Raw genomic sequence first — 23,797 nt, 5'->3', positions numbered from 1 at the left:
CCCTCAGAGCGCGGAGTCGACCGCCTGCCGCGCCGTGCGGTGCGTGAACTCGAACCCCGACGCCTCCAGCGCCGTCGGACGCACGTCGGCATCGGAGAGCAGCAGCGAGTCGGCGGCCTCCGTGCTCAGCGCCAGCCGCAGAGCGAAGGAGGGAGCGGGCACCCAGAACGGCCTGTGCATCTTCTCGGCCAGCGCCCGGCCGATGTCGTTCGCCGAGGCCGGCGTGGGTCCGGTGAAGTTCACGGGACCTTCGAGGCCCGCGTCGATCACGTGACGGATGCCGCGGACCTCGTCGTCGAGCGAGATCCAGGGCCAGATCTGACGACCGGGACCGATCGGGCCCGCGAGTCCGAACCGGGTGAGCTGGATCAGCGGCTTCAGCACCCCGCGCCGGTGGATGATCGGTGCCGTGCGCAGCAGCGACACCCTCGTGTGCTCCCCCGCCCGCCGCGCCTCCTGCTCCCAGCGGACGCAGAGCTGAGCGAGGAAGGTGTCGCCGGGAAGCGAGTCCTCGGTCAGTGTCTCACCGGGCGCGGAGCCGTAGTATCCGACCGCGGATGCCGAGACGAACGCCGGGGCCGCGTCTCTGAGCGCGCGCACCGCCGTCGCGATCGTACGCGTCGTCGTCAGCCGGGACTCGACGAGTTCCCGCCGGTAGCCCCGCGTCCAGGGAAGCCGACCGACGCTGGCGCCGCCGAGCGCGACCACGGCATCCGCTCCGTCGAGCACATCGGGATCGAGCTCCCGCTCGCCCGGCGCCCACTGCACCTCGGTGGGGACCCGGGGCGGGCGCCGCACCAGCGTCGTCACGTCGATGCCGTCGGCTCTCAGCGACGACGCGAGCGCCGTGCCGATCAGACCCGATGCTCCGCTGATCACGATGCGCTGCGCCATGCGAGCTCCCCTGTCCGACTGCCGTCGACGGCCGTCCCCCGAGATTCTGTCACGTCGGCTGCCCCTCGGCGATGTCGGCGCCCCCGCGTAGGTTCCGAGCGTGCCTGATTCCGTGCCGACGTGGTGGGCGAGACGTCAGTTCTCGCGCGGACTCGACGTGCCCTACGAGAAGGGGACCTACCGCGCCGGGTGGGCCGCCTACCCGGAGCTCATCCGCCAGTACCATCCGGAGCTCAACCACGGCATCGCGCTCTCGCAGGTGCCCCTCGCCGCCGACGTGCTGCTGTGCTGGGAGTGCCGCGTCGGACACCGCTTCGCCGCGACACCCACCGAACAGCGCGAGCGGCCGGGACGGGTCCGACGCCAGTCCGCATGGTGTCCGGAGTGCTCCTCGCTCGCCCGCCCCCAGCCGGTGGTCCTCGGCGAGGCCCGCGCGATTCCCCGTCGCGCCCGCACGCCCTCGACCCTGTGCGGCAAGACACCCGATCTCCCGACCGGCGAGGCGTTCGCGAGCGTGTGCGCGCCGACGCCGGCCTCGGCATCCGAAGAGAAGCTCAGAGCCGCACTGCACGCCCGACTCACGTTCGCCGCCGACGTCAACGCGGTGAAGGTGTCGCGCCCGTTCTTCCGCCACACCGAGGTGTGGCCCGACATCCTCCTGCCCGAGCTGCGAGTCGCCATCGAGTACGACACGGTCGGGCGTCACGGGCTCGAGCACGTCGGACGACGACAGGAGGCCGACGAGCGCAAGGACCGCGCGCTCCGGGCTGCGGGCTGGGAGGTCATCCGCATCCGCACGGGAGCCCTGGAGCCGATCGGACCGCACGATCTGCCGATGTCCGGCATCGGCCGGCGGGGCGTCGACCGGATCGTGGACGAGCTCCGCGAGATCCGCGGGTCACTCCTCGTCGACGCCTACCTCGTCTGAGGGAAGGAGTCGGGCCGCTCGGCGACGGCATCCCACTCCGAACGGAGGAAGCGGGCCTCACCCGCCGCGACGATCTGCGCGTTGTCGTTCGGCCCCACCTCCGGCCGCATCGTCAGCCCGTCGACCGTGAGGCTGGGGATGCTCCGTCTGATGCACTCGATGCTGCCGCGCACGAGCAGATCGGCCGTCTGCTCCGGCGTCGTCGCCGCGGCGATCACGGCATCGTCGTGCGCGATGATCACGGCCTGCCAGATCGGCGTGCGCGCCTCGGGGTCCAGCGTGTACTGCATCAGCCCCTGCGGTGCCGCCTCGACGACCACGATGATCCCGCCGACGATCGGCTGCTCGCCCCGCTCGTGTACACCCATGCCCCGGTTCCCCTGACCCGAGCGTCCCCACGCCCGTCGTGCGAACAGGCTACTGCGGAAACTGCTCTCCCGATCGCCTTACGGTCCGTCGATCCCAACCGATATACACAACGGGGAGCGAAGGAGGAGGACTGTGACCAGCACCTACATCGAGACGGGTGGGCACGTGCGCGTCTACGACGACGCCGTCCGCACGCACCTGGAGTTCCCCCTCGGCACCTACCGGGTGCACTTCACCTCGAAAGAGGGATTCAGCCTGATCAAGATCGACGACCTCACCGTCGGCACCGAGCGGGTGTACGGAGGCCGCGACAGGAAGGTCGACAAGATCTTCCGCTCCTACGCGCTCAGCGACCGCAGTCTCGGCGTGATGCTCTCGGGCGACAAGGGGATCGGCAAGACACTGTTCCTGCGCATGGTCGCCGAAGAGGCCAGAGAGCTCTGCCTGCCGGTGGTCATCGTCTCGGAGGACAACGACGGCATCGTCGAGTTCCTGGAGAGCCTGGACGAGTGCCTCATCATCTTCGACGAGTTCGAGAAGACCTTCCCCGCAGGCCGTCGCGGATCCGCCGACGGCACCAACCGTCAGAATCAGTTCCTGCCCCTGTTCGACGGGCTCTCCTCGGTCAAGCGTCTCTACTGCGTCACGGTGAACGACATCGCCGACGTCAGCACCTACATCGTCAATCGCCCCGGCCGATTCCACTACCACATGCGGTTCGAGTACCCGGGCCCCGACGAGGTGCGCCAGTACCTGATCGACCAGGCGCCGCGGGCCCACCGCGACGAGATCGAGAACGTCGCGCTCTTCTCGCGACGGGCCCGGTTGAACTACGACCACCTGCGGGCGATCGCCTTCGAACTCGACCAGCCGGACACGCTCTTCGCCGAGATCGTGGAGGACCTCAACATCAAGGCGGTGGAGCCGAGCACGTACCGCATCGAGGCCAGGTTCCCCGACGGCAAGGTGTGGGCGGAGGAGGTCGAGATGAACCTCTTCGAACGCGGCGACGTCGCACGCACGTTCGAGCTCCGCAACGCGAACCGCTCGATCTTCGCGACCTTCGTGCCGCGGGACCTCCTCTTCGAGGCGGACGGCGGCATCTTCGTGCCCATCCACAAGCTCGAGCTGATCGACGACGAGGACGAGCAGCCCGAGGTGTACCCGACGACGGTGGCGCTGATCCTCGTGGGGCAGCCGGCCTACGGGTTCGGTTTCTGACGGTCGTCCGACCCGGATGCCGGGCGGCGGCGACCTTCAGGCGCTGACGGCGTGTGACACCACTGCGCGGGTGAATCGCCGTCCGCCCGCGACGACCCGGTCGACGTAGGCGTCACAGGTGGATGTGGACGAGCGCGACGCGGTCTGCGCCTCGTGCCGAGATGCATCGGTGTCGGGCCGTGGCGGGTGGGCGTCGTCGCGCGGCGTATCGGCGTCGTGCCGTTCGAGTGCGTCCTTGAGCATCCGCACCGCCGCCGCTCGCTGCTGCGAGACGGCCGCATGCGAGACCCCCAGCTCGTGGGCGATCTCGGTGACCGTGCGATCCTCGAAGTACACCGCCCGCACGATCAGCCGTTTGCGCTCGGGCAGCGCGTCGACGGCGCGCCGCAGGAACTCGTCTCGCTCCGCGGCGATCGCGAGCTCCTCCGGCAGATACCCCGTCCAGACGATCTCGGGAGCGTTCGGCGCATCGAGGCTGGTGAGCATCAGCTCCGCGTCGGCGAGCCCCTCTCTGACGTCGTCCGTGGCCACGCCCATCGCCGCGGCGATCTCGCCGACCGATGGCATCCGACCCAGCGCGGCGGCGAGAGCCTGCCGCACCCTGGTGGTCTCCTTGGCGTGCGCCCGCACAGCACGCGGTGCCCAGTCCATGGCCCTCAGCTCGTCCTTCAGTGCCCAGTCGACCCGGCCGCGGGCGAAGGCTCCGAAGGGGACGCCGAGACCGGCGTCGAACTTCTCCGCGGCCCGCACCAGTGCGAACGCTCCGGCCGCGGCGAGATCCTCTCGGGAGACCTGCGTGAGGCGAGCGGCGATGCGGGCTGTCGCCGCACCGACGATGTGCAGGTGATCGACCACGAGCTGATTACGCGCACGCATCGTCATGGGGGTTCCGTCTCTTCCACCGTAGGGGCGAGTCCTCCCCGATGACTCACAGCACGACCACTCCCCAGAGGTCAGGACTTCGTTTCTGACTACATGCTACGTCCGCGGAGGCACGAAAAAACCCCGGAGGCCGAAACCGTCGGGGATTCTCGTTTACGTTCAGATAACGATGACTAGTCGTTCACTTTGACACGCCGGTTCACCTCACGCGTCGCGGAGAACTTCAGGACCGTGTAGTCGTTGACCTCGGCGTCGCCCTCACCCTTCGCGAACTGCACGCGGTGCCCCTTGTGCGTCTGCGGATAGAACTTGCCGAAGTTGGTGAGCGTGACCGTGTTCCCGCGGCCCACGAGGTCGAGCAGTTCGTCGATCATCGCGTTGTAGGCGGTCTGCGCGGCCGGAACCGAGATGCCCCCACGTCGCGCGAACCTCTGCACGAACTCCCGCTTGCTGACCCTGTTCGTCTCGAGCGTCCTTGATGTGCTCATGTCTTCATCCGTCCCATCGAATGTCGCTCGTCACCGAGCGATGTGCGCTGTACCCCTACCAGCCATCCACGGAACGCCCAGGCCCCACTCTTCTGCGCCGTCCCCTGGATCTGCCAGTACCCCAGCCTGTGCACTCAGAGCGTAGACGATGTTCCTTGGTATATGCGGTGAATTCGCAAATATTCCGCGCAAGCGGGGCGGGCGGCGTCAGGGAGCGAGCAGTGCGCGCACCGGATACGCGGGGTCGTCGAGGATGATCTGGGTCGCGCGACCGGTGTCGAGATGGATGAGGACGGGCGCCTTGAGGTTGACACGGACGCCCTCGGACGAGGGATTCGCGATCACGAAGAGCGCGACCTCGGCATCGTCGGCGGCTCCGATCAGCGCGCGGGCCTCCGCGGGGATGCTCGGGGCGTACCCGTAGGAGCCGGTGCGCGGATCGAGCAGGAACAGTCGCACATCGGCGTCGGCGGCCCTGAGCGCGTAGAGCCCGCTCCCCTCTCCGATCCGGGCCAGGGTGAACGCCGTATGCGGGGCGAGCCCGGGCATCGGCGAGACGAACTCCACCGCGCTGGTCGTCTCGACGGCAGCGGCGGGGGCGGGGGTGGCGGCAGCGGTCATCGCAGGAACTCCAGCAGGTTGGTCTGCAGCGACCGGGCGGTCACCTGCAGCGCGGATTGGAAGACGAGCTCGGCCGACTGCAGTCGCACCAGGACCTCGAGACTGTCGACGTTCTCGACCTCGGCACGGCGAGCCTCGAGGTCGATGGACGTCGACAGGTTCTGCGACGCCGCACGCTCCAGCTGCACCTGCCGGGCGCCCGTCGCCCCTCGGGCGGCGACGAGACCGTCGAGTCGCGCGTCGATGTCCGCGAGTCGTGGTCCGACCTCCGCCCCGCTCCGGAGCTCCGCGGCGATGTCTCCGAGCATCGCGAACACGCTGTTCGCGCCGTCCCCGAAAGCCTGCGCGCCGTCGGCGTCGACACGCACCGTCTCGTTGTCGCTGATCCGCCTGCGCACGCCGTCTCCCGGACTGCCGTTGAAGGTGAACGTCCCCGGGTCGAAGGCCGCTCCCGCATCGCTCGTCCCGGCGAAGACGCTGCGACCGAGAACGGTGGTGTTCGCCTTCGCCAGCAGCTCGGCGCTGATCGATTCGAGCTCCTGCGCGATCGACTCGCGGGCAGCCGGACTGAGCGCGCCGGAGTTCGCCCCCTGGGCGGTGAGGTCCCTGGCGCGGTTGAGCAGATCGACGCTCGCGCCGAGGGCCGTGTCCACCGTGGTGACCCACGCCATCCCGTCGCTCAGATTGCGGGAGTACTGCGCCACCCGCGATTGATCGCCGTGCACGCCGAGCGTCTTGGCGGCGGCGGCCGGGTCCTCGCTGGGAGTCCGGAAGGCGCGCTGCGAGGCGGCCTGATTCTGCAGCCGATCGCGGTCGGCGAGGTTGGTCTGCAGCGTGCGCAGCGACTGCTGCGTCATGGTGCTGCTCGTGATGCGACCGATCATGTCACTCTCCCCAGAGTCAGCGGCCGACGAGGCCGGTGCGGTTGATCAGGATGTCCAGTGCCTCGTCGACGGCTGTCAGCACACGGGCCGCCGCCTGGTAGGCCGTCTGGTAGGTCAGGAGGTTGATCGTCTCCTCGTCGCCGTCGACCGACGCGTTCGACTGCTGCGCGGTGACCGCGGCGACAGCTCCCATGTCGGCGATGTCGGCGCGCTGCAGATCACCGGCGACGCTCACGGCGAATCCGGTGACGAAGCTCGACCACGTCGCGCTCGGTCCGGTCGTCGACGTCGCCAGAGCGCCGATGCGGTCGGCGACGGTCGTGTCCTTCGCCCCGGCACCCGGTGCCGCGAGTGCGAGGTCGGCGAGCCCGACGGGCACCACGCGCAGGCCGAGGGCCGCGGGGCCCGTCGCCGACAGCGCGAAGAAGTCGCCCCCGGGTGCGCCGGCCGACGTGACACCGGTGCGGTGGACGTCGTTGACGGCGGTCGCCAGGGCGGTCGCCGTGCGGTTGTACGCGGCGGCGACGCCTGCCAGCGTTCCCCCGTCTGCCGCGGGCGCCAGCGCACTGATCGTCCCACCGACGAGTCCGCCGGTGACCGTCACCGGCACGCCGGGGCGGTCCGCCCACGCGATGCCCACCCGTCCGCCGTCGGCCACGTCACGAGGGCCTGAAGCCACCAGCGACCTGCTGCTGTCGCCGGAGACGAGAGCGTTCCCGTCGACGCGCAGGGTCAGAGTGCCGTCGGCCTCGACGATGCCCGTCGCTCCGACCGCCGTGGACAGCTGCTGCGCGAGCACCGTGCGCTGATCCATCAGCTCGTTCGCGTTGCGTCCGGACTGCAGAGCCTCGCGGATCTGTCCGTTCAGCGCGGCGACCTGACCGGCGACGGCGTTCACGTCGGCGATCTGGCTGTCGACCTGACCGCGCAGGTCGCGCCACTGCGAGGCGATCGTGCCGTAGCCTGCGGCGATCTGACCGATGAGCACGCCGGCATTCGTGAGCACGACCTGTGCCGCCGCGGTGTCGGGGGTGTTGGCGAGATCGGACCATCCTGCCCAGAAACGGTCGAGGTTCGCCGCGAGCCCGTCCTTGGTGGGCTCGGCGAGGACGTCCTCGGCCTGGCTCGCGGCGGTGGCTCGCGCCACCCAGAACCCGGAGGTCGCGAGGGCGTCACGCACTCTGGCGTCGAGGATGTCGTCTCCGAGCCTGGCGATGCCGGTGACGCCCACTCCCCCGCCGACGGCGAGACCCGACGGCCACAGTCCTGTCTGTCCGGGTGCCACGATCGACGTCTGGTCGACCCGCTGCCGCGTGTATCCCGGCGTGGTCTGGTTCGCGATGTTCTGACCTGTCACGGTCATCCCCGCGCGGGCGGCGCTGAGCGCCGATTGGGCGAGCCGGAGTCCTGCGAACGACGACATCGTCCTCACACCCTGGTGTCGAGCAGTCGGGCGTCGCCGTCGCGGACGACACCGCCCTGCGGGTCGTACTCGCCGGTGGGGACGCCGAGTCCGGCGATGGTCTCCTGGGTGATGCGGATCGCGGTGCGCAGACGCTGCTCGTTGACCTTCTTCATCTCGCCGATCTCGTCTGCGAGAGTGACCATGGCCGTGAGGTGTCCCGACAGGATCTCGCGCCAGGCATCGGTCGGCGCGGCATCGATCAGGTCCTGCAGCGTGGTCGCCTCGGGGACGCCCCACTCGTCGGCGACCGAGATGACCAGCGTGTCACGGGAGAGAGCGACCGTCGGCATGGCCGCGAGGACGCGCTCGATCTCGTTCGCCGCGTGGTGGATCCAGCGATTGCGTCCCGTCGCGAGCAGCATCTGCTGTTCGTCGAGCTTGAACAGCAGCACCTCCAGCAGGTCGCGCTCTCGCATCAGTTGCATGCTCAGGTCGTGAGCGGCCACGATTGGTCACCTCGTCATGTCGCGATTTCCGCGAGGGGGAAGCCCGTCGCACGTCCGACTATCGCGACAACGTGAGCGTCAGTAACTCCACGGAGCGGAGCGCATGCGGCATCCGTGGTCCGCACCGTGCGCCGCTCGCGCTCAGCGGCCCGCGCCCGTACGTCCCAGAACGTCGAGCAGCAGCGATTCGGCCGTCTCGTCGGCCGCGGCCTGCAGCGCTTCACGATTGGCATCGCTCACGGCGACGACGATCTCGGCGCGGTTGATGCGCTTGTCCCGCGGGGCGTCGATGCCGACCCTGACACCGCTCGGAGTGACCGCGAGGATGGTGATGGTGATGTCATCGCCGATGACGATGCTCTCGTTGGCGCGTCTCGTCAGTACCAGCATGCGTCGTCTGCCTTCCATGGCTGGGCACGGTCGCGCCTCTGTGCACAAATGTATCGCACTCATCTCGTAAATGAGCAGAATTCGAGATCAGAGGGTGGCAGCGGGCAGCGCCGGGTTCATCATGCGCACCACGCCGACGACATCGGTGGCGAGCCCGCCTGACGCCGCCTCGTCGTAGGAGAGCACGGGGAGGCCGCGCACCTGCGACGCGACAAGCCGTCGCACGGCGTGACGCAGCGTCGGGGCGCACACCAGCACGGGTTCGGAACCCGACGGATCGAGCTCCTCGACGGTGCGGCGCACGTTGTCGAGGACCTGCATCGTGGTCTCGGGGGTCAGCACGATCTGCGGCTGCCCCTCGACCACTCTCATGCCCTCGAGCATCTGCTGCTCGAGGATGGGCTCGAACATCACGACCCGGATGCGCCCCTCCTCGGCGAAGCGGGCGGCGATCGCCGGTCCGAGCGCCGCGCGCGCCGCGTCGATGAGCCCCGCGGTATCGGCCGAGGCCTTGCCACGAAGGGCGAGGGCCTCGTAGATCCGGGCGAGATCGTTGATCGGCACCCTCTCGGCGAGCAGTCCGGCCAGTACGCGCTGGATGGCGGCGAGCGACAGCACGGCCGGGGTGAGCTCCTCCACCGTCGCGGGGCTCGTCTGCTTGAGGTGCTCGGTCAGCTGGCGGACGTCCTCGAGCGAGAGCAGCCGATCCGCCTGGCCCTGCACGATGTCCGAGAGGTGGGTGATGATGACGCTCGCTCGGTCGATCACCGTCGCGCCGGCCATGTCGGCCGCGTGCGACATCTCGGCCGGGACCCACTTGCCCTCCAGGCCGAAGACCGGGTCGACGACCGCCGTCCCGGGCAGCTGCTCGAGCCCGGAGCCGATCGCGAGCACGTGGCCGCGGGGAACGGATCCTCGTCCGGCCTCGACGCCGGCGATGAGGATCGCGTAGGTCTGCGCCGGCAGGTCGATGTTGTCGCGGGTGCGCACCGGCGGCATCAGGATGCCGATGTCGAGGGCGAGCTTGCGCCGCAGCGACTTCACACGGGTGAGCAGATCACCCGCGCCCCCGGACGCGAGATCCACGATGTCGGGCGAGAGCGAGATCTCCAGCGCATGCACGCGCATCCGATCCATCAGCTCCTCCGGCCCCTCCGCGCTCGCGTCCACCGCCTCCTGCTGCAGAGCGTCGGCCTCGAGGGCGGCATCGCGATCCTCGTTCGCCTTCACGCGCGACGCCGCGAACAGCAGTACCGAGCCGATCACGAGGAACACCAGCAGTGGCATGCCGGGGATGAACCCCATGGCGATCGCGGCCAGCCCGGTGATCACCAGCGCATTGCGGGACTGCATGAGCTGGCGTCCCGCCGCCTGACCCATCTCGGTCTCGGCGTTCTCGCGGGTGACGATCATGCCGGTCGACACCGCCATGAGCAGCGCGGGGATCTGCGTGACCAGACCATCGCCGATCGTGAGGATGCTGTACGTCTCGAGCGCATCCCCCATCTCCATGCCGTGCTGCACCATGCCGATGATGATGCCGCCGACGAAGTTGATGACGACGATGACGATGCCGGCGATGGCGTCGCCCTTCACGAACTTCGACGCCCCGTCCATCGCCCCGTAGAAGTCGGCCTCCGCGGCGACCTCGGCGCGGCGCCGGCGCGCCTCGACGTCGGTGATGAGCCCCGCGTTCAGGTCGGCGTCGATCGCCATCTGCTTGCCGGGCATCGCGTCGAGCGTGAATCGCGCGCCGACCTCCGCCACGCGCTCGGCGCCCTTGGTGACCACCACGAACTGGATGACCGTGAGGATGAGGAAGATGACGGCGCCGATCACCAGGGACCCGCTGATGGTGATCTGCCCGAACGCCTGGATGACCTGACCGGCGTGCGCTTCGCTGAGCACCAGGCGGGTCGAGGCCACGTTGAGTCCGAGTCGGAAGAGGGTGGCGACCAGCAGCAGGCTGGGGAAGACCGAGAAATCCAGCGGCTTCTTCACGAACATCGCCGTGAGCAGGATCAGCAGCGCGAACGAGATGTTCAGCACGATGAGCACGTCGAGCAGCGGCGTGGGGATCGGCACGATGAGCAGCAGGATGATGCCCACCACACCGACGGGCACGGCGCCCTTGGACAGCAGCTGACCGAACATGTGCTTCTCGTTCTCTCTCGACGGGGACGGGGGCTCAGAGACCGCGGTCTCGAGTGCTGGCGAACGGCATGGTGTGCGTGCCACGCGCGGCACCGCGACGCTTGAGGTGCTCGATGAACGCGAGCACCTGAGCCACCGCGGTGTACAGCTCTTCGGGGATCTCCCGGCCGAGCTCGCAGGCGGCGTGGACGGCGCGCGCCAGGGGGATGTCGCGGATCATGGGCACTCCCGCCTCCTCCGCGCGTTCGCGGATCTTCTGCGCGACGATGCCCGCGCCCTTCGCGACGACCCGCGGCGCCGACTTGCCCGGTTCGTAGCGCAGCGCCACCGCGACGTGGGTGGGGTTCACGAGCACGACATCGCTCTCGCCGACCGCGGCGATCATCCGGTTCCGGCTCATCGCGAGCTGCCGCGATCGGCGCTGCGACCGCACGAGCGGGTCGCCCTCGCTCTTCTTGTGCTCGTCCTTCGCCTCGTTCTTGGTCATGTGCGTGTGCTTGCGGTTGCGTCGCATGACGACGGCCACATCGATCGCGGCGAGCAGGATGCCCACCGCCACCGCGACCTGCAGCAGCGCCACCGCTCCCCCGGCCGCCTGCTCCAGCAGCCAGGTGATGTTGTGGCTGCCGCTCGCCATGAGCACCGGGACGAGACCCGAGACGACGATCCACAGTGCGAGTCCGATGGCGACGGTCTTGAGCAGGGCCTTCGCCCCCTCCCAGAGCGCCTGCTTGCCGAACACCCGCATGATGCCCGAGACGATGTTGAACTGCTCCGTCCGCATCGTCACACCGCGCAGGTGGATGCCGCCCTGCGCCACCGCGGTCGCCGTGGTGGCGAGGAGCACCACGACGAGCATCGGCATCATGATGCCGCCGAGCGACGAGAGCGCCGCGCCGAGGACGTCCAGCGCGGCGCCGTCGCTCGGGTCCTTCGCCACCGGCGCCACCGCGAGGAACAGCTCGGTGAGCACCTGCGTGCCCGACGCGATCGTCGGCACCATCATGACCGCCGCCGCGGCGATGCAGACCCAGGCCGTGAAGTCCTGACTGCGCCCGATCTGCCCTTTCCTGCGCGCCTCCTTGAGGCGACGATCCGTGGCCTTCTCGGTGCGCTCCCCGCTCTCGGCCTGGCTCATCGGGTCACTCCCAGCAGCAGCCGTGCCGCATCCTCGGCGATCACGGCCACGACACTCGGCAGCGCGGCGTACACGAAGCCGACGAGCAGCAGCGTGAGGCCGATCTTGATCGGGAAGCCCATCGCGAAGGCGTTCAGCGCGGGTGCCACGCGACTGACGAGCCCGAGACCCACGTCGGCGAGGAAGAGCACGATCAGCAGCGGGCCGGCGATCTGCACGGCGCTGAGCATCATCTGCCCGGCAGCGCCGACGAGGGCTTCGGCGGGGGTGCTGAGGTCGATCATCCCCGTCACCGGGACAGCGTCGAACGAGCGGAACAGCCCGCCGAGCACCAGCTGGTACCCGTCGGAGGCGAACAGCAGCATGATCGCCGTCATTTGGAACAGACGGGTGAACTGCGCCCCGTTGATCGCCATGCCGGGGTCGAACGCCTGCGCCATCTGGAAGCCGCCGAAGGTGTCGACCAGGTGCCCCGCGCCCTGGATCGCGCTGAAGAGCACCATGACGAGGAACCCGAGCAGGGCGCCCGTGATCGCCTGACCGACGAGCGCGAACAGGAACCCACCGGTGTCGAGGCGTTCGTATCCTGCGGTCACGACGGGCGAGACGGCGAGGGCCAGCCCCACCCCGAGCATCGCGCGGATGCGCATCGGGATCGTGCCATGGCTGAACGGCGGGGCCAGCACGAGGAAGGCGGTGATCCGCACGCAGGCGAGCGCCGTGGCCTCCAGCCACCCGAAGTCGAGGGGGATGTTCATCATCCCCCGTTCAGGAGCGTGGGGATGCGGGCGAACATCTCGTTCGTGAACGCGATCATCTCGGCGATCATCCAGTGCCCGCTCACGAGCAGGGCGATGCCGACGGCGACGAGCTTCGGCACGAACGAGATGGTCATCTCCTGCACCTGGGTGATCGACTGCAGCAGCGAGATCGCGAAGCCGACCACGAGCGCGGTGATCAGCATCGGCGCACACAGCTTCGCGCCCACGATCAGGGCGGCCTGACCGATGTCGATGACGGCCTCGGGGTTCATCCGCCGCCCCCGTTGTACGACTGCACGAGGGCGGTGATGACCATTCCCCAGCCGTCGATGAGCAGGAAGAGCAGGATCTTGAACGGCAGCGAGATCATCACCGGCGGCAGCATCATCATTCCCATCGACATCAGCGCGCTCGCGACGACCAGATCGATCACGAGGAACGGCACGAAGATGATGAAGCCGATGAGGAAGGCGGCGCGCAGCTCGCTGATCATGAAGGCGGGGACGAGCGTCTGCAACGGGATGCCGGACGGATCGGACGGGTTGTCCATCTGCGCCGCCCTGTGCATCAGCGCGATGTCCTCTTCGCGCGTGTACGAGAGCATCCAGTTCCGCAGGGGCTCCTGGGCGAGTTCGAACGCACGCCCGAACTCGATCTGTCCGTCGGTGAACGGGCTGACGGCGACCGTGTTGATGTCGGTGAGCACCGGCCACATGATGAACAGGGTGAGGAACAGGCTGAGCCCCGCCAGCACCTGGTTCGGCGGGATCGAGGGCAGCGAGAGCGCGTTGCGGGTGAGCGCCAGCACCACGAAGATCTTCGTGAAGCTCGACATCATCAGCAGCAGCGCGGGGGCCACGCTGAGGACCGTGATGCCGAGCAGGGTCATGATGCTGTCGGACGGCGACCCGTTGATGCCGTTGATGGTCACGCCACCGCCGTCGCCGTCACCGGTCTCGGTCGCGAGCAGCGCAGGGGTCGCATGAGCCCCGGTCGCGTCGATCAGCACCAGCACGGCGATCAGGCAGAGGGCGACGGCGAGCATAGCCCACAGCCGGCGCGCGCGGCGCGGCAGAGGCGCGGGCAGCACGGCGGCGGCGGATACGGGCACGGCGGCACTCCGAAGGTGGGTGTCGTGGCCGATCCGTAGCCAGAGGGGCGAGCTATCCGTGCTCGCTGTCGACTATCGCGACGCGGGGCCGTGCCGGTAACCCCTCGACGGCGAGGTCGTCGTCGCGGCGGGTCGATGTCAGGCGACGGACTTCAGTGCGCGATCGACGATGTCGTTCTGCAGCTCGTCCGTCTCGGCCGCGTCGCGTTCCGCCGGTTCGCGTCCGCTCGCTTCGTCGTCGTCGTCGAGGAGCGGAGCCTCCTGCGTGTCGACGACGTTGATCCCGTGCTCGGTCACGCCGAGCACGTAGCGGATGCCGCCGAACTCGGCCACGACGAGCTGGGCCCTGGCGCCGATGCCGGATCTCGCGACGACCGTGATCTTCTCCTGGCGGGCACGAGGCGGCGCCGTCGTGCGCGTCGGCCGCAGCTCCGCGAGTCTGCTCAGACGTCTCGGCAGGAGTCCGGACAGCGGGCTGACGCCCTTCGCCTGCGACTTCTGCAGTCGACGGCTGAGGAAGAGCAGCAGGCCGAGCACGGCTCCGAGCGCGACGATCGCGCGCAGGGCGATGAGGATGTCGTCCATCGTTCAGACGGCCTCTGCGCCGTCGAGGATGCGCTCCACGCGGATCGCGAAGTCGCCGTCGGCGACCACCACGGTGCCGTGGCCGATGAGACGGCCGTTCAGTTTGATGTCGGCGGGAGATCCCGCCGCGCGGTCGAGCTCGACGACGCGTCCGGGTTCGAGCGACAGCACGTCGCGCACCGGCATCCGTGTGCGTCCGATCTCGACGACCAGCTCCATCTCGACGCCGGCGATGCGACTCAGCCGCTGCGGTCCGGGAGCGACGTCGGCCCGCGCACCGTCGATCCGCACGGCGGCCCTGGCCACGACGCTGCCCGCGGCGTCGACCATGTCGAACACCTGGGTGCCCGCATCGGTGAACACCTCTGCGGCGTCGACCACCTCGCCCCCGCCCATCGATCCGCTGCCCAGCACGGCCACGGCGGCCTCGAACACCGGATGCAGGCGATCGACCAGCGGCGCGCTCTTCGAGCCGTCCTCGAGCCGCGCGGGGTCGACCACCTGGATCGCCAGGCGGGCACCCGGGCTGCCGGCGAACGCGACGACGACCGCGTCTCCGGACGCACCGGGGTCGGTGGACGGCGCCGGGATAACCGGGAAGGCGAACGGCAGCCTGCCGGCTATCGCGGCGGCGACGGCGGTGGCGTGGAAGGTGCTCATCAGTGGGTCTCCTCGGAGGTGCTCGTGATCATGCAGGTGAGGCGGGAGCCCCTGCTGCCCGGTGTGGCGAGGCCGATCGGCGTCTGCCCTGCCACGAGTTCATACGGTCGTGTCTCGGGATGCGGCAGACGCAGAAGGTCTCCCGGCGCGAGATCGAGGATCTCGCCGGCGCCGATCGTGAGCGGCGCGAGGCGCAGCGTGATCTCCAGCGGCGTGCTGCGGACCTGCTCGAGGGTCTGCCCGGCCGAGTGCCCCGGGTCGGCATCCGAGCCCGTGGCTGCGAGGCGGTCCACGACCGCGGAGGCCGGGAGCATGACGGTCGCACTCGTCTCGGAGTCACCCAACCGCATCGTGAAGCGCGCGACGATGACCGCGGCCGTCGCGGCGACGACCTGGAGGTACTGCGGGTTGTAGTGCACCGCACTGAACCGCGGCGCACCGGGCAGCAGGGCGTCCAGACTCGCATGCAGGTGCTCGAAGGTGCCCTCCATGAGATTGCGCACCAGCGCGAGTTCGATCGGGGTGAAGGTGCGGGGCTCGGGCAGCGCCGTGCTGCGGCCGCCCATCATCTGCACGACCCACAGCAGTGCGCCGTCGAGGCCGAACTGCACCACGCAGGGCTCGTCGCGGTCGACGAAGGAGCCCGCGACCATCGCCGTGGTGCTGGGCAGGGTGTCGGAGTACTCCTCGTAGCTGATCAGCTCGACGCGATCGAACGCGAGGTGCGCACGCACCCGGATCTTGTCGGTCAGCTGCGACGACCACAGACGGGCGAAGGACTCGAATGCCGCCTCCAGGTGTCGAGTGCTCTCGCGCCCGAGCTGTGCAGGACGGCCGAAGTCGTACGCGGGGTGGCGCACGGAGGCCGGCTCGAGCACGGTGTGTGCGCTGACGACGGTCGACTCGGCGGTGGTGCTCATATCTCCTCAGTCCTTCGACGCGGCAGCGATGGCGGGGATCAGGGCCCGCACCTGCTCGGCCTCGGTCGATTCCACGACGATGTCGACGCGACGGTTGCTCGCCAGCGCCTGCGGGCTGTCTCCCTGCGCGATCGGGCGGGTGTCCGAGTACGCCGTCGCCTTCACCCTCGGCCCTCCGACACCCTCGTGCTCGACGAGGAACCGCGCGACCTGGGTCGCCCGCCCGCCGGACAGCTCCCAGTTGGTGGGGAACGGCAGCGCCGACACGCGATGGTCGGCATGCCCCTCGACGCTGACCTGGTTGTCGACCGTGGTCAGGACGTCGCCGATCGCGTCGAGCACCGAATCGGCCTTGGCCGAGAGCTCCGTGCTGTTGTCGGCGAAGAAGGTCTCGGCGCCCACCAGACCGACCTGCAGACCGCGATCGTCGATCACGAACTGCACCGTGTCCTGCAGGCCCTGCGTCGCCAGGGACGCGGTCATGCGGTCACGCAGCTGCTCGAGCGACTCGAACTCGGCCTCGGCCCTGGCGGTGAGATCCACCACCCCGTCGTCGTCCTGCAGTTCCTCGGGGACGACGATGCCCTCGGCGGTGTCCGCTCCACCCTCGGTGCTCTCCTGCCCGAACCCGGTGGCCAGGCTGTTGGCGAGGAGCTCGAACTTCGTCTTGTCGACGTTCGACACCGCGAACAGGACGATGAACAGGCACATCAGCACCGTCACCATGTCGGCGTACGAGACCGCCCAGCGCTCGTCGGGCTCGTCGTGCGCATCGTCCTCGTGCCCGCGGCCGCGTGTCCGGCGGGCCGTGCTCATCGGGCGTCCTCGGCGGCCGGTGTCTGCTCGCGCTTCGGCTTCTTCGCCTTCGGCTTGACGGTCGAGAGCGCCTCGAGCCGCTCCTGCAGCAGGTGCGGAGCGCTTCCCGCCTGGATCGCCAGCATGCCCTCGGACACGAGGGTCATGCGCTCGAGCTCCACCGCCCCGATCCGGCCGAGGCGACCGGAGATCGGGTTCCAGATGAAGTTCGCCGACAGGAGTCCCCACAGCGTGGCGACGAACGCCGCGGCGATCATGGGCCCGAGGTGATCGGGCTCGTCGAGCTTCTCGAGCACGTGGGTGAGCGAGACGACCGTGCCGACGATGCCGATGGTCGGCGCGTAGCCGCCCAGGGACCCGAAGAACTTCGAGGCGACGCGAGTGCGCGACGCGGTCGCGGCGATCTCGTCATCCATCACCGTCTGCAGGTCCTCGGGGTCGGTGCCGTCCGCGAGCGCCTGCAGTGCCTGCCTGGTGAAGGCGTCGGGGGCGCTGTCGAGCTCCTGCTCGAGCGCGAGCAGTCCCTCGCCGCGTGCCTTCTCGGCATACCCGACCAGGAACGGGATCACGGCCTCGGGGGTCATCTTCGGACCGCGGACCATGCGTCCGAGACTCTGCACCGCGAGGATCGTGTCGCGCAGGGTGTGACTGGCGATGCCGACGCCGATCGTCGAGCCGAGCACCAGGATCATCGGGGCGGGGATGAGCAGCGCCTCGAAGCTCGCGCCCTCCATCGTGATCATCGCGACCAGGGCGCCGAACGCCAGGACGACGCCGATGAGGAATGCGGGATCCACGATCAGATCCGATCCTGCGCGGCGAGCGAGCCCGTGGTCAGGGACTGCGCGACCCCGAGCACGCGTGCGCGATACGCGACGATGCGCTCGATGACCTCGTCGAGGGACTCCACGACGACATGCACCTTGCCGTCGACCATGTGCAGGGTCGTGTCGGGAGACGAGAGGATGCGCTCGATCAGGTCCGGGTTCACCGCGAACCGCGTGCGGTCGAGGCGGGTGACGATGATCATCGAGAAGGCTCCGGGCGTCGGGCGAGTGGGAGGTCCGTCCGACTATCGCGACGCTGTGAGCACCGGGTAACCAGGGCTGCCTGCAGACGGCCACCGCCTCGGGACCCGGCGACCGGGGCCCGAGGCGGTGGCACGACCTCAGCGCTTCAGCTGCGTGAGCTCCTGCAGCACCTCGTCGCTGGTGGTGATGATGCGGGCGTTCGCCTGGAACCCGCGCTGCGCGACGATGAGGTTCGTGAACTCCTGCGACAGGTCCACGTTGCTCATCTCGAGAGCACCCGAGACCAGATCGCCGAATCCCGCGTCTCCCGGCTCCCCCACCCGTGCTCCGCCCGAGTTCACCGAGACCCGGTAGGCCGTCCCGCCGGCCTTCTCGAGTCCCTCGGGGTTGGCGAAGGTCGCCATCGCGATCTTGCCGAGAGTCTGGGTCGCCCCGTTGCTGAAGGTGCCGACGATCGATCCGTCGCCGGTGATGCTGTACGACTTCAGTGTTCCCGCGGCAGCGCCGTTCTGCTCCGACACGGCGACGGTCGACAGCTCGGCGTAGCCCGTGACGGCGCCGAGGTCGACGGTCACGGCTCCGGCGACGAGAGTGAGACCGGGAGCGGCCTGAACTCCGTTCGTGAACGCGAGTGCACCCGTGGCACCGCTGGCGGGATCCGTGACGTCCCAGCCCGCGGCCGTCCTGGTGAACGTCAGGCTCAGGGTCGAGGGTGTGCCCTGCGCGTCGTAGACCTTGACGTCGCGCACGAGCTCGTCGCCCACCGCGGCAGTCGAGGGCAGGTTGCCGGTGACCGAGGCCGCCGTCGTGGCTCGCGCGGGGGCCACCGCGTCGAGGGGAAGCACGATGTTCCCCGTCGCCTGGCCGGTGTTGACGACGCCGTTCTGCGCCGACCAGCCCTGCACGACCGCGCCGTCGGCGGTGACCATCTTGCCCGTGGGGTCGAACGAGAAGGCCCCGGCGCGGGTGTACAGGGTCTCCCCGCCGGCACGCACCGCGAAGAATCCGTCGCCGGAGATCATCAGGTCTCCCCCACGGCCGGTCGCCTGCGCGGAACCCTGCGCGAAGTTCGTGCGGACTCCGGCGACCTGCACACCGAGTCCGACCTGGGCGGGGTTGCGGCCGCCGACCTCGTCGTCGGGGATGCCCGGATTGCCGACGAGCTGCGACAGGGAGTCCTGGAACAGCACCGAGGACCCCTTGAAGCCGGCCGTGTTGACGTTGGCGATGTTGTTGCCCGTGACATCGAGCATGGTCTGGTGCGAGCGGAGTCCGGAGATGCCTGAGTAGAGCGAGCGGAGCATGAGGGTTCTCTCTTCCTGTGGGAGACGGAGGTCAGAGGGCGGCCGGGGCGGGAGCCGCGGGGGTGGTCGGGGTGGTGACGCCGGTGATGGCGTCGAGGGAGACGGTCTTGTCGCCGATCGTCACCTGCGGGATGGGACCGTCGAACGACACCTTGGTGACGATGCCGGAGACGGTCGCGCCGTCGGCATCCTTGTAGCTGGCCTGCTGGCCGATGAGCGCGCTCGCCGCCTGGCGCATGTTCAGGGCGAACGCCTCGGCACCGCTGTCGGCGAGGGCCGTGAGCTGCTCCATCATGGCGAGCTGGGTGGTCTGCGAGATCATCTCGTTGGTGTCCATCGGACTCGACGGGTCCTGATGGGTGAGCTGGGTGACGAGCAGTTTGAGGAACACCTCGCCGTCCAGCACCTGCTTGCGTGCGGCCGGGTCGATGGTGCTGCCCGTATGGATGGCGCTCGGTGCGCCCACGGCGTCGACGGTCATGTGGTCCTCTCAGGCGAAGATGTCGAGACCCGCGCCGGCGGCGATGGTCGTGGTGGGGATGACTCCGGGTGACGTCCGACCGGGGTCGGATTCCGGATGCTGTCTCGGTCGCCCGTCGCTCTCACTCGCACTCGGGTCGCCGGCCGTTCCCCCGGCTCCCGGCTGGCCTCCGCGGTCCGAGGGCGGCTCGGCCCCGGTGCCGACGCCCATGCTGAGGGTGGCGTGGGGCATGACACCGGCCAGATCCCGCCGCAGGTCGACGAGCATGGTCCGCAGAGCCTCTCGTCCGATCTCGGTCGCGCCGCTGAGCTCGACCTGCACGTCGCCGGCCGCGCTGATGTGCGCGCGGAGGGTGACGGGTCCGAGATTGTCGGGGTTCACCGTGAGGGTGAGGTGATGCGTACCCGCGGGGCGCTGGGCGATGCTCATGACGACCGGCGACACCTGCGCCGCCACGGCCCGAGTGCTCGCGGCCGCCGCATCGGGGGCGGCGAGCGGTGCGGTCGAGGGCACGGGAGCGGGCGCCGTGGCAGCGGTCGGCGTCGCCGAGGCGGAGGGCTGAGCGCGCTCGACAGCGACGGCAGGCGCGTCGTCCGCCGCGGCCGACGCGCCTGGCGATGCCGCCGCATTGGGCGTGGCGTCGACGGTGTCATCGACGGCGGCAGAGGTGGAGGTCAGGGCGGCGGAGGTGGACGCAGTGTCGGGAGCCGTGACGGACGCGGAGGGTGCGACCGCGGCCGGAGCGGCGGACGACATCGTGGCCTCGGCCGATACGCGCGACGACCCTGCCGGGGTGACCGCGGTCTCGTCCGTGCCGCGCGATCCCGCCGGTCTGACCGCGGTGTCCGATCCCGACGCGGCCTGCGGGGTCCCGACGTCGCCCGCACCGGTCGTGGCCGGTGTGCCGGCCGTCGTCGGGATGCCGATCATCGTCGGTGTGCTGGTCGACGTCGACGCACCCGTCGCGGCCACGCCGGTCGGCGCAGCCGCCCCCGCCGTGCCGGTCATCGCCAGTTCGGTCATCGTCGGTTCGGTCATCGCCAGTTCGGTCATCGCCGAGTCGGTCGGCGAGAGCGGAATCACCGGCACTGACGACGCCGGCAGATCGCCGCCATCCGCCTCGGACGATTCCGGCACCGTCATCGCTTCGTCGGCAGGCGTCGAGGCACCGACCGGCGGCGTCGTCACGGCGTCGGCCGAGGACCCCCGTTGCGCCGCGAGTTGCAGCAGCAGCGCTCCCGTCGTATCCGCACCGATCGGGGTCGACCCCTCGGAGTCGCTGTCGGAAGGAGCACGCGACGCATCCTCCTCGCGGACGCGGAAGTGCGATTCGCAGAGCCGAAGGTCCTGGTCGGAGAGCACGGATGCGAAGTGCGCGACCGAGCCGCCTGTCGCACCGCGATCGACCTCCCGCTCCGGTGTGACTCCCGGCACCGGTCCCAGCAGGCTCACGGCGCTCATCCCGCCATCTCGATGATCTTCCGCAGTGAAGCCGAGGTGCCCCCGAATGCCGCCGAGTCGGCGGCCCCGGCCGCGAACAACGTCTGCAGAGCGGCGACGAGATCGGCGCTGCCGGCGGGTGTCGTCGGATCCGCAGCACCCGAGACGGCGCCCGGCGTCGCGCCCGCCGTCGTGCCGGAAACCGCGCCCGGTGTCGTCGCGCCGGGTGCCGTCGTCTGGGCACCCGATGCCGCCTGCGCCGCCTCGAGCACGCCCGCGAAGGTCGCCGCGCTCGCCTCTCCGGTCGGGGCGCTCGTCTCCGTCGGCGCCTGCGCGGCCGCGCCTCGCGCCGCCGGGTCGAGCGAGACGATCCGGCTCTCGATGGCCTCGACGCGGGCGATCGCCGCGTCGATCCCGCTCACGCGGCGCTCCCCGCGTGCCGGGTGGTGCGGGCCACGGCGATCTCATCGAGGGCGGTCTGCTCCGCCGCGAGGTCGACCCTCGCGGCCTCGGTGCGATGAGCGTCCTCGAGACGCTCGAGCCCCTTGAGCTCGCGTCGCGCGTCGATGTGGGCCGATCGTGCCGACGACTCCTCGATCCTGCGCATCTCGACGAGCGCCTGCAGATCGCTCAGCGTGCTGCGACCTGCGGCACGCGCGGCGGCCATGGCCAACAGCGCGCGAGGATCGTCGATCTGCGCGCTGATCTCGGAGAGGCTCGACACCGCGTCGGTCACGGCGTCTTCGGCATCGGTGCGCTCCGCGCTCGCACGCGAGAGGTGCTCGGCGGCGACACGCTCCTGGGCGCCGCGCACCCGAAGCAGTCCGGACAGGGTGAAGGTCATGGGGCGAGCCCTCCGAAGTCGGTGGTGAGCGCGGCGAGCTGCCGCCAGGAGTCGTCGGACGCGGTGAGGTCGTCCATCCGCTGCGTGAGAAAACCCGAGATCGCCGACTCGTGCGCGAGAGCGGCGTCGACCAGCGCGTTCGCACCGGGCCGATAGGCGCCGATGTCGATGAGATCGTTGGCGCTGCGGCGGGCAGCGAGCACGCTCCGCAGTGCCACCGCATCCTGTCGCTGCGCCGGGGAGGTGATCTTCGACACGACGCGCGAGATCGAGCCGAGCACGTCGACGGCCGGGAAGTGCCCGCGGATCGCGAGGGCACGGTCGAGCACGACATGCCCGTCGAGGATCCCCCGCGCGGCATCAGCGATCGGCTCGTTGTGATCGTCGCCGTCGACGAGCACCGTGTAGAGACCGGTGATCGAGCCGGTCGGGCCGGTGCCGGCCCGCTCCAGCAGCCGCGCGAGAACAGAGAACGTGGAGGGCGGATATCCCCGGGTGGCGGGCGGCTCTCCCGCGCTGAGGCCGATCTCGCGCTGCGCCATGGCGACACGGGTGAGGGAGTCCATCATCAGCACCACGTCGAGCGCATCGTCACGGAAGCTCTCGGCGATCCGCGTGGCGACGAAGGCCGACCGCAGACGCGCCATCGCCGGCTGATCGGATGTCGCGACGACGACGACGGAGCGCGCCAGTCCGTCAGGACCGAGATCGTCTTCGAGGAACTCGCGCACCTCGCGTCCGCGCTCTCCGACCAGCGCGATCACGGTGACATCCGCCGTCGAGCCGCGGGCCACCATCGACATCAGTGACGACTTGCCGACGCCCGACCCCGCGAAGAGTCCCAGACGCTGCCCGGTGCCCACGGGCGTCATGGTGTCGAGCACGCGTACGCCGAGTCCGAGCTGGCGGTCGATGCGCTGCCGATCCATGATGCTGGGGGCGTCGTGATCGAGTGAGACGAAGGACGCGCCGGGCCCGAGCGGGCCTTTGCCGTCGATGGGGCGGCCGAGCCCGTCGAGGACACGACCCAGCAGCGCTCGGCCGGTCGGCACCTGCAGGGGCGCTCCCCCATGACGCACCCGAGCCCGAGCGGTGATGCCGTCGACCCTGCCGAGGGGCATGCACCGGGCGGACGTGCCGTCGATCGCGACGATCTCGGCATCGACCGCTCGCGAAGCCCCCGCGTCGATGCTCACCCGGTCTCCGACAGCCCCGTCGAGACCGGCGATCTCGACTCCGAGTCCCCGCACCGACGTCACCGTGCCGAGGCGTTCGGGCCGCGCAGCGTCGAGCGCACGCCGCCATGCTGCGGTCGCCGCGCTCATGCGATCGCCTCGAGGTCGTCGTCGCCGCGGAGCGCGGAACTCGCACGTGCCAGCGCCCCGGCGACGCGGGTGTCGACGGCGCCGTCCTCGACGCGGACGATCGCTCCGCCGGCGTCCACCGTGTCGGAGGCCGTCGCCGGGATCCGCTGCAGGGCCTGAGGCTCGTCGTCCTGCAGCGTCTGCAGGTCGCGGGTGCTGAAGGTCACCCCGGTCCACCGGTCGACCGGGACCTCCGCGAGCGCCCGACGCAGGGCGTGGGCAGCGGATCGCGCGGCATCCGAGAGCTCGACCCCGAGGATCACCCGGGCCAGGTCCACCGCGAGCTCCTCGAGACGATCTGCTGAGAGCGCACTCACCTCGTCGACCCGTCGCCGGTATTCCGCCTGGGCCGCGTCGAGAGCAGCGAGTGCCGATCCGCGCTGGTGCAGGTAGGACTCCCTGAGCTCCTGCATCCGCTGCTGCTGAAGGATCTGCTCGTGCTCCGCCGCGTCGAGCGCGATGCGCCGTCCCTCGGCGAACCCGTCGGCGTAACCGCGGGTTCGCGCCCGATCGGCCTCGCCGCGGATGTCGATCGGAGTCTCGCCCACGCGCGGAACCGCCAGAGGCGTGAAGGCGGAGTCGAGCACGATGGACACCTCG

Annotated in this window: 29 protein-coding genes; 2 read left to right on the top strand and 27 right to left on the bottom strand. The window is 69.9% G+C overall.

The genetic code is table 11. The features are described 5' to 3' along the window. Positions 1-3 precede the first annotated feature (3 nt). Positions 4-894, bottom strand: a complete 891-nt coding sequence (locus tag FQ142_RS08250) for a TIGR01777 family oxidoreductase (RefSeq protein ID WP_149422942.1) — start codon at positions 892-894, stop codon at positions 4-6. Positions 895-994: 100 nt separating this feature from the next. Between FQ142_RS08250 and FQ142_RS08245 the strand changes: the two genes are divergently transcribed. Then, on the top strand, positions 995-1,822 hold the full coding sequence (locus FQ142_RS08245; RefSeq protein ID WP_149422941.1) for a zinc-ribbon domain-containing protein: 828 nt from the start codon (positions 995-997) through the stop codon (positions 1,820-1,822). Here the strand turns inward: FQ142_RS08245 and FQ142_RS08240 are convergent. Further along, entirely contained in the window at positions 1,810-2,190 is a 381-nt protein-coding gene (locus FQ142_RS08240) for a hypothetical protein (protein ID WP_149422940.1), read from the bottom strand. The genes FQ142_RS08245 and FQ142_RS08240 overlap by 13 nt on opposite strands. A 133-nt stretch (positions 2,191-2,323) precedes the next feature. On the opposite strand from FQ142_RS08240, the gene FQ142_RS08235 reads away from it, so the two are divergent. Continuing rightward, positions 2,324-3,412 carry an AAA family ATPase gene (locus tag FQ142_RS08235; RefSeq protein WP_149422939.1) on the top strand — a complete coding sequence of 363 codons (1,089 nt, stop codon included), beginning with the start codon at positions 2,324-2,326 and terminating at the stop codon, positions 3,410-3,412. 36 nt (positions 3,413-3,448) lie between these two features. Here the strand turns inward: FQ142_RS08235 and FQ142_RS08230 are convergent, their stop codons facing one another. From FQ142_RS08230 to FQ142_RS08110, 25 genes are all read right to left on the bottom strand, one after another. Beyond that, the gene (locus FQ142_RS08230; RefSeq protein ID WP_149422938.1) at positions 3,449-4,294 is read right to left on the bottom strand and encodes a sigma-70 family RNA polymerase sigma factor; all 846 of its coding nucleotides are present in this window, start codon (positions 4,292-4,294) and stop codon (positions 3,449-3,451) included. A gap of 173 nt (positions 4,295-4,467) precedes the next feature. After that, complete coding sequence (locus FQ142_RS08225; protein ID WP_056417896.1) at positions 4,468-4,782, bottom strand: HU family DNA-binding protein; 315 nt, start codon at positions 4,780-4,782, stop codon at positions 4,468-4,470. A gap of 207 nt (positions 4,783-4,989) precedes the next feature. Continuing rightward, on the bottom strand, positions 4,990-5,403 hold the full coding sequence (locus tag FQ142_RS08220; protein WP_149422937.1) for a flagellar assembly protein FliW: 414 nt from the start codon (positions 5,401-5,403) through the stop codon (positions 4,990-4,992). Further along, positions 5,400-6,287, bottom strand: a complete 888-nt coding sequence (flgL, locus tag FQ142_RS08215) for a flagellar hook-associated protein FlgL (protein WP_149422936.1) — start codon at positions 6,285-6,287, stop codon at positions 5,400-5,402. The genes FQ142_RS08220 and flgL overlap by 4 nt, the downstream gene beginning before the upstream one ends. A 16-nt stretch (positions 6,288-6,303) precedes the next feature. Continuing rightward, entirely contained in the window at positions 6,304-7,710 is a 1,407-nt protein-coding gene (gene flgK, locus FQ142_RS08210) for a flagellar hook-associated protein FlgK (protein ID WP_056417904.1), read from the bottom strand. A gap of 5 nt (positions 7,711-7,715) precedes the next feature. Continuing rightward, on the bottom strand, positions 7,716-8,198 hold the full coding sequence (flgN, locus tag FQ142_RS08205; protein WP_056417907.1) for a flagellar export chaperone FlgN: 483 nt from the start codon (positions 8,196-8,198) through the stop codon (positions 7,716-7,718). A gap of 141 nt (positions 8,199-8,339) precedes the next feature. Next, positions 8,340-8,588 (bottom strand): carbon storage regulator CsrA, encoded by a 249-nt coding sequence (gene csrA, locus FQ142_RS08200; protein ID WP_149422935.1) that lies wholly within the window; start codon positions 8,586-8,588, stop codon positions 8,340-8,342. 87 nt (positions 8,589-8,675) lie between these two features. Beyond that, complete coding sequence (locus tag FQ142_RS08195) at positions 8,676-10,742, bottom strand: flagellar biosynthesis protein FlhA (RefSeq protein WP_149422934.1); 2,067 nt, start codon at positions 10,740-10,742, stop codon at positions 8,676-8,678. 34 nt (positions 10,743-10,776) lie between these two features. Beyond that, entirely contained in the window at positions 10,777-11,880 is a 1,104-nt protein-coding gene (locus tag FQ142_RS08190; RefSeq protein WP_149422933.1) for a flagellar biosynthesis protein FlhB, read from the bottom strand. After that, positions 11,877-12,638 carry a flagellar biosynthetic protein FliR gene (locus FQ142_RS08185; RefSeq protein WP_056419603.1) on the bottom strand — a complete coding sequence of 254 codons (762 nt, stop codon included), beginning with the start codon at positions 12,636-12,638 and terminating at the stop codon, positions 11,877-11,879. Before FQ142_RS08185 ends, FQ142_RS08190 begins: the two co-directional genes overlap by 4 nt. Continuing rightward, positions 12,638-12,913: a flagellar biosynthesis protein FliQ gene (gene fliQ, locus FQ142_RS08180; RefSeq protein ID WP_045253034.1), complete on the bottom strand. Its 276-nt coding sequence runs from the start codon at positions 12,911-12,913 to the stop codon at positions 12,638-12,640. The genes FQ142_RS08185 and fliQ overlap by 1 nt, the downstream gene beginning before the upstream one ends. Next, positions 12,910-13,686: a flagellar type III secretion system pore protein FliP gene (gene fliP, locus FQ142_RS08175; RefSeq protein ID WP_149423484.1), complete on the bottom strand. Its 777-nt coding sequence runs from the start codon at positions 13,684-13,686 to the stop codon at positions 12,910-12,912. The genes fliQ and fliP overlap by 4 nt, the downstream gene beginning before the upstream one ends. A gap of 204 nt (positions 13,687-13,890) precedes the next feature. Beyond that, positions 13,891-14,337, bottom strand: a complete 447-nt coding sequence (locus FQ142_RS08170; RefSeq protein WP_149422932.1) for a flagellar biosynthetic protein FliO — start codon at positions 14,335-14,337, stop codon at positions 13,891-13,893. A 3-nt stretch (positions 14,338-14,340) separates the two neighbouring features. Further along, positions 14,341-14,997, bottom strand: a complete 657-nt coding sequence (locus FQ142_RS08165) for a FliM/FliN family flagellar motor switch protein (protein ID WP_149422931.1) — start codon at positions 14,995-14,997, stop codon at positions 14,341-14,343. Then, positions 14,997-15,917, bottom strand: a complete 921-nt coding sequence (locus tag FQ142_RS08160) for a FliM/FliN family flagellar motor switch protein (protein ID WP_149422930.1) — start codon at positions 15,915-15,917, stop codon at positions 14,997-14,999. The genes FQ142_RS08165 and FQ142_RS08160 overlap by 1 nt, the downstream gene beginning before the upstream one ends. A 6-nt stretch (positions 15,918-15,923) precedes the next feature. Continuing rightward, positions 15,924-16,733 (bottom strand): flagellar motor protein MotB, encoded by an 810-nt coding sequence (locus FQ142_RS08155; RefSeq protein ID WP_149422929.1) that lies wholly within the window; start codon positions 16,731-16,733, stop codon positions 15,924-15,926. After that, positions 16,730-17,530: a motility protein A gene (locus tag FQ142_RS08150; RefSeq protein ID WP_149422928.1), complete on the bottom strand. Its 801-nt coding sequence runs from the start codon at positions 17,528-17,530 to the stop codon at positions 16,730-16,732. The genes FQ142_RS08155 and FQ142_RS08150 overlap by 4 nt, the downstream gene beginning before the upstream one ends. A 2-nt stretch (positions 17,531-17,532) precedes the next feature. Then, positions 17,533-17,763 carry a flagellar FlbD family protein gene (locus FQ142_RS08145; protein ID WP_056417938.1) on the bottom strand — a complete coding sequence of 77 codons (231 nt, stop codon included), beginning with the start codon at positions 17,761-17,763 and terminating at the stop codon, positions 17,533-17,535. Between the two features lie 138 nt (positions 17,764-17,901). After that, complete coding sequence (locus tag FQ142_RS08140) at positions 17,902-19,068, bottom strand: flagellar hook protein FlgE (protein WP_056417941.1); 1,167 nt, start codon at positions 19,066-19,068, stop codon at positions 17,902-17,904. Positions 19,069-19,099: 31 nt separating this feature from the next. Next, positions 19,100-19,549, bottom strand: a complete 450-nt coding sequence (locus FQ142_RS08135; protein WP_056417944.1) for a flagellar hook capping FlgD N-terminal domain-containing protein — start codon at positions 19,547-19,549, stop codon at positions 19,100-19,102. A 9-nt stretch (positions 19,550-19,558) separates the two neighbouring features. After that, the gene (locus FQ142_RS08130) at positions 19,559-21,010 is read right to left on the bottom strand and encodes a flagellar hook-length control protein FliK (protein ID WP_149422927.1); all 1,452 of its coding nucleotides are present in this window, start codon (positions 21,008-21,010) and stop codon (positions 19,559-19,561) included. Then, positions 21,007-21,411, bottom strand: a complete 405-nt coding sequence (locus tag FQ142_RS08125; RefSeq protein WP_149422926.1) for a hypothetical protein — start codon at positions 21,409-21,411, stop codon at positions 21,007-21,009. The genes FQ142_RS08130 and FQ142_RS08125 overlap by 4 nt, the downstream gene beginning before the upstream one ends. Next, entirely contained in the window at positions 21,408-21,833 is a 426-nt protein-coding gene (locus tag FQ142_RS08120; protein WP_149422925.1) for a flagellar FliJ family protein, read from the bottom strand. The genes FQ142_RS08125 and FQ142_RS08120 overlap by 4 nt, the downstream gene beginning before the upstream one ends. After that, on the bottom strand, positions 21,830-23,158 hold the full coding sequence (locus tag FQ142_RS08115; RefSeq protein WP_149422924.1) for a FliI/YscN family ATPase: 1,329 nt from the start codon (positions 23,156-23,158) through the stop codon (positions 21,830-21,832). The genes FQ142_RS08120 and FQ142_RS08115 overlap by 4 nt, the downstream gene beginning before the upstream one ends. Next, positions 23,155-23,793: a FliH/SctL family protein gene (locus FQ142_RS08110; RefSeq protein ID WP_149422923.1), complete on the bottom strand. Its 639-nt coding sequence runs from the start codon at positions 23,791-23,793 to the stop codon at positions 23,155-23,157. The genes FQ142_RS08115 and FQ142_RS08110 overlap by 4 nt, the downstream gene beginning before the upstream one ends. Between the last annotated feature and the right edge of the window lie 4 nt (positions 23,794-23,797).

This window comes from Microbacterium sp. ANT_H45B, from assembly GCF_008369345.1.
Lineage (GTDB): Bacteria > Actinomycetota > Actinomycetes > Actinomycetales > Microbacteriaceae > Microbacterium.
The sequence above is the reverse complement of the archived record's forward strand: the minus strand, read 5'-3'. Positions and strand labels throughout refer to the sequence as shown.

Excerpts from the sequence above, each read along its gene's own strand:
- FQ142_RS08250 (WP_149422942.1), bottom strand. The coding sequence starts at position 894 with ATGGCGCAGCGCATCGTGATCAGCGGAGCATCGGGTCTGATCGGCACG.
- FQ142_RS08240 (WP_149422940.1), bottom strand. The coding sequence starts at position 2,190 with ATGGGTGTACACGAGCGGGGCGAGCAGCCGATCGTCGGCGGGATCATC.
- FQ142_RS08230 (WP_149422938.1), bottom strand. The coding sequence starts at position 4,294 with ATGACGATGCGTGCGCGTAATCAGCTCGTGGTCGATCACCTGCACATC.
- FQ142_RS08225 (WP_056417896.1), bottom strand. The coding sequence starts at position 4,782 with ATGAGCACATCAAGGACGCTCGAGACGAACAGGGTCAGCAAGCGGGAG.
- FQ142_RS08220 (WP_149422937.1), bottom strand. The coding sequence starts at position 5,403 with ATGACCGCTGCCGCCACCCCCGCCCCCGCCGCTGCCGTCGAGACGACC.
- flgL (WP_149422936.1), bottom strand. The coding sequence starts at position 6,287 with ATGATCGGTCGCATCACGAGCAGCACCATGACGCAGCAGTCGCTGCGC.
- flgK (WP_056417904.1), bottom strand. The coding sequence starts at position 7,710 with ATGTCGTCGTTCGCAGGACTCCGGCTCGCCCAATCGGCGCTCAGCGCC.
- csrA (WP_149422935.1), bottom strand. The coding sequence starts at position 8,588 with ATGCTGGTACTGACGAGACGCGCCAACGAGAGCATCGTCATCGGCGAT.
- FQ142_RS08195 (WP_149422934.1), bottom strand. The coding sequence starts at position 10,742 with ATGTTCGGTCAGCTGCTGTCCAAGGGCGCCGTGCCCGTCGGTGTGGTG.
- FQ142_RS08190 (WP_149422933.1), bottom strand. The coding sequence starts at position 11,880 with ATGAGCCAGGCCGAGAGCGGGGAGCGCACCGAGAAGGCCACGGATCGT.
- FQ142_RS08185 (WP_056419603.1), bottom strand. The coding sequence starts at position 12,638 with ATGAACATCCCCCTCGACTTCGGGTGGCTGGAGGCCACGGCGCTCGCC.
- fliQ (WP_045253034.1), bottom strand. The coding sequence starts at position 12,913 with ATGAACCCCGAGGCCGTCATCGACATCGGTCAGGCCGCCCTGATCGTG.
- fliP (WP_149423484.1), bottom strand. The coding sequence starts at position 13,686 with ATGCTCGCCGTCGCCCTCTGCCTGATCGCCGTGCTGGTGCTGATCGAC.
- FQ142_RS08170 (WP_149422932.1), bottom strand. The coding sequence starts at position 14,337 with ATGGACGACATCCTCATCGCCCTGCGCGCGATCGTCGCGCTCGGAGCC.
- FQ142_RS08165 (WP_149422931.1), bottom strand. The coding sequence starts at position 14,997 with ATGAGCACCTTCCACGCCACCGCCGTCGCCGCCGCGATAGCCGGCAGG.
- FQ142_RS08160 (WP_149422930.1), bottom strand. The coding sequence starts at position 15,917 with ATGAGCACCACCGCCGAGTCGACCGTCGTCAGCGCACACACCGTGCTC.
- FQ142_RS08155 (WP_149422929.1), bottom strand. The coding sequence starts at position 16,733 with ATGAGCACGGCCCGCCGGACACGCGGCCGCGGGCACGAGGACGATGCG.
- FQ142_RS08145 (WP_056417938.1), bottom strand. The coding sequence starts at position 17,763 with ATGATCATCGTCACCCGCCTCGACCGCACGCGGTTCGCGGTGAACCCG.
- FQ142_RS08140 (WP_056417941.1), bottom strand. The coding sequence starts at position 19,068 with ATGCTCCGCTCGCTCTACTCAGGCATCTCCGGACTCCGCTCGCACCAG.
- FQ142_RS08135 (WP_056417944.1), bottom strand. The coding sequence starts at position 19,549 with ATGACCGTCGACGCCGTGGGCGCACCGAGCGCCATCCATACGGGCAGC.
- FQ142_RS08130 (WP_149422927.1), bottom strand. The coding sequence starts at position 21,010 with ATGAGCGCCGTGAGCCTGCTGGGACCGGTGCCGGGAGTCACACCGGAG.
- FQ142_RS08120 (WP_149422925.1), bottom strand. The coding sequence starts at position 21,833 with ATGACCTTCACCCTGTCCGGACTGCTTCGGGTGCGCGGCGCCCAGGAG.
- FQ142_RS08115 (WP_149422924.1), bottom strand. The coding sequence starts at position 23,158 with ATGAGCGCGGCGACCGCAGCATGGCGGCGTGCGCTCGACGCTGCGCGG.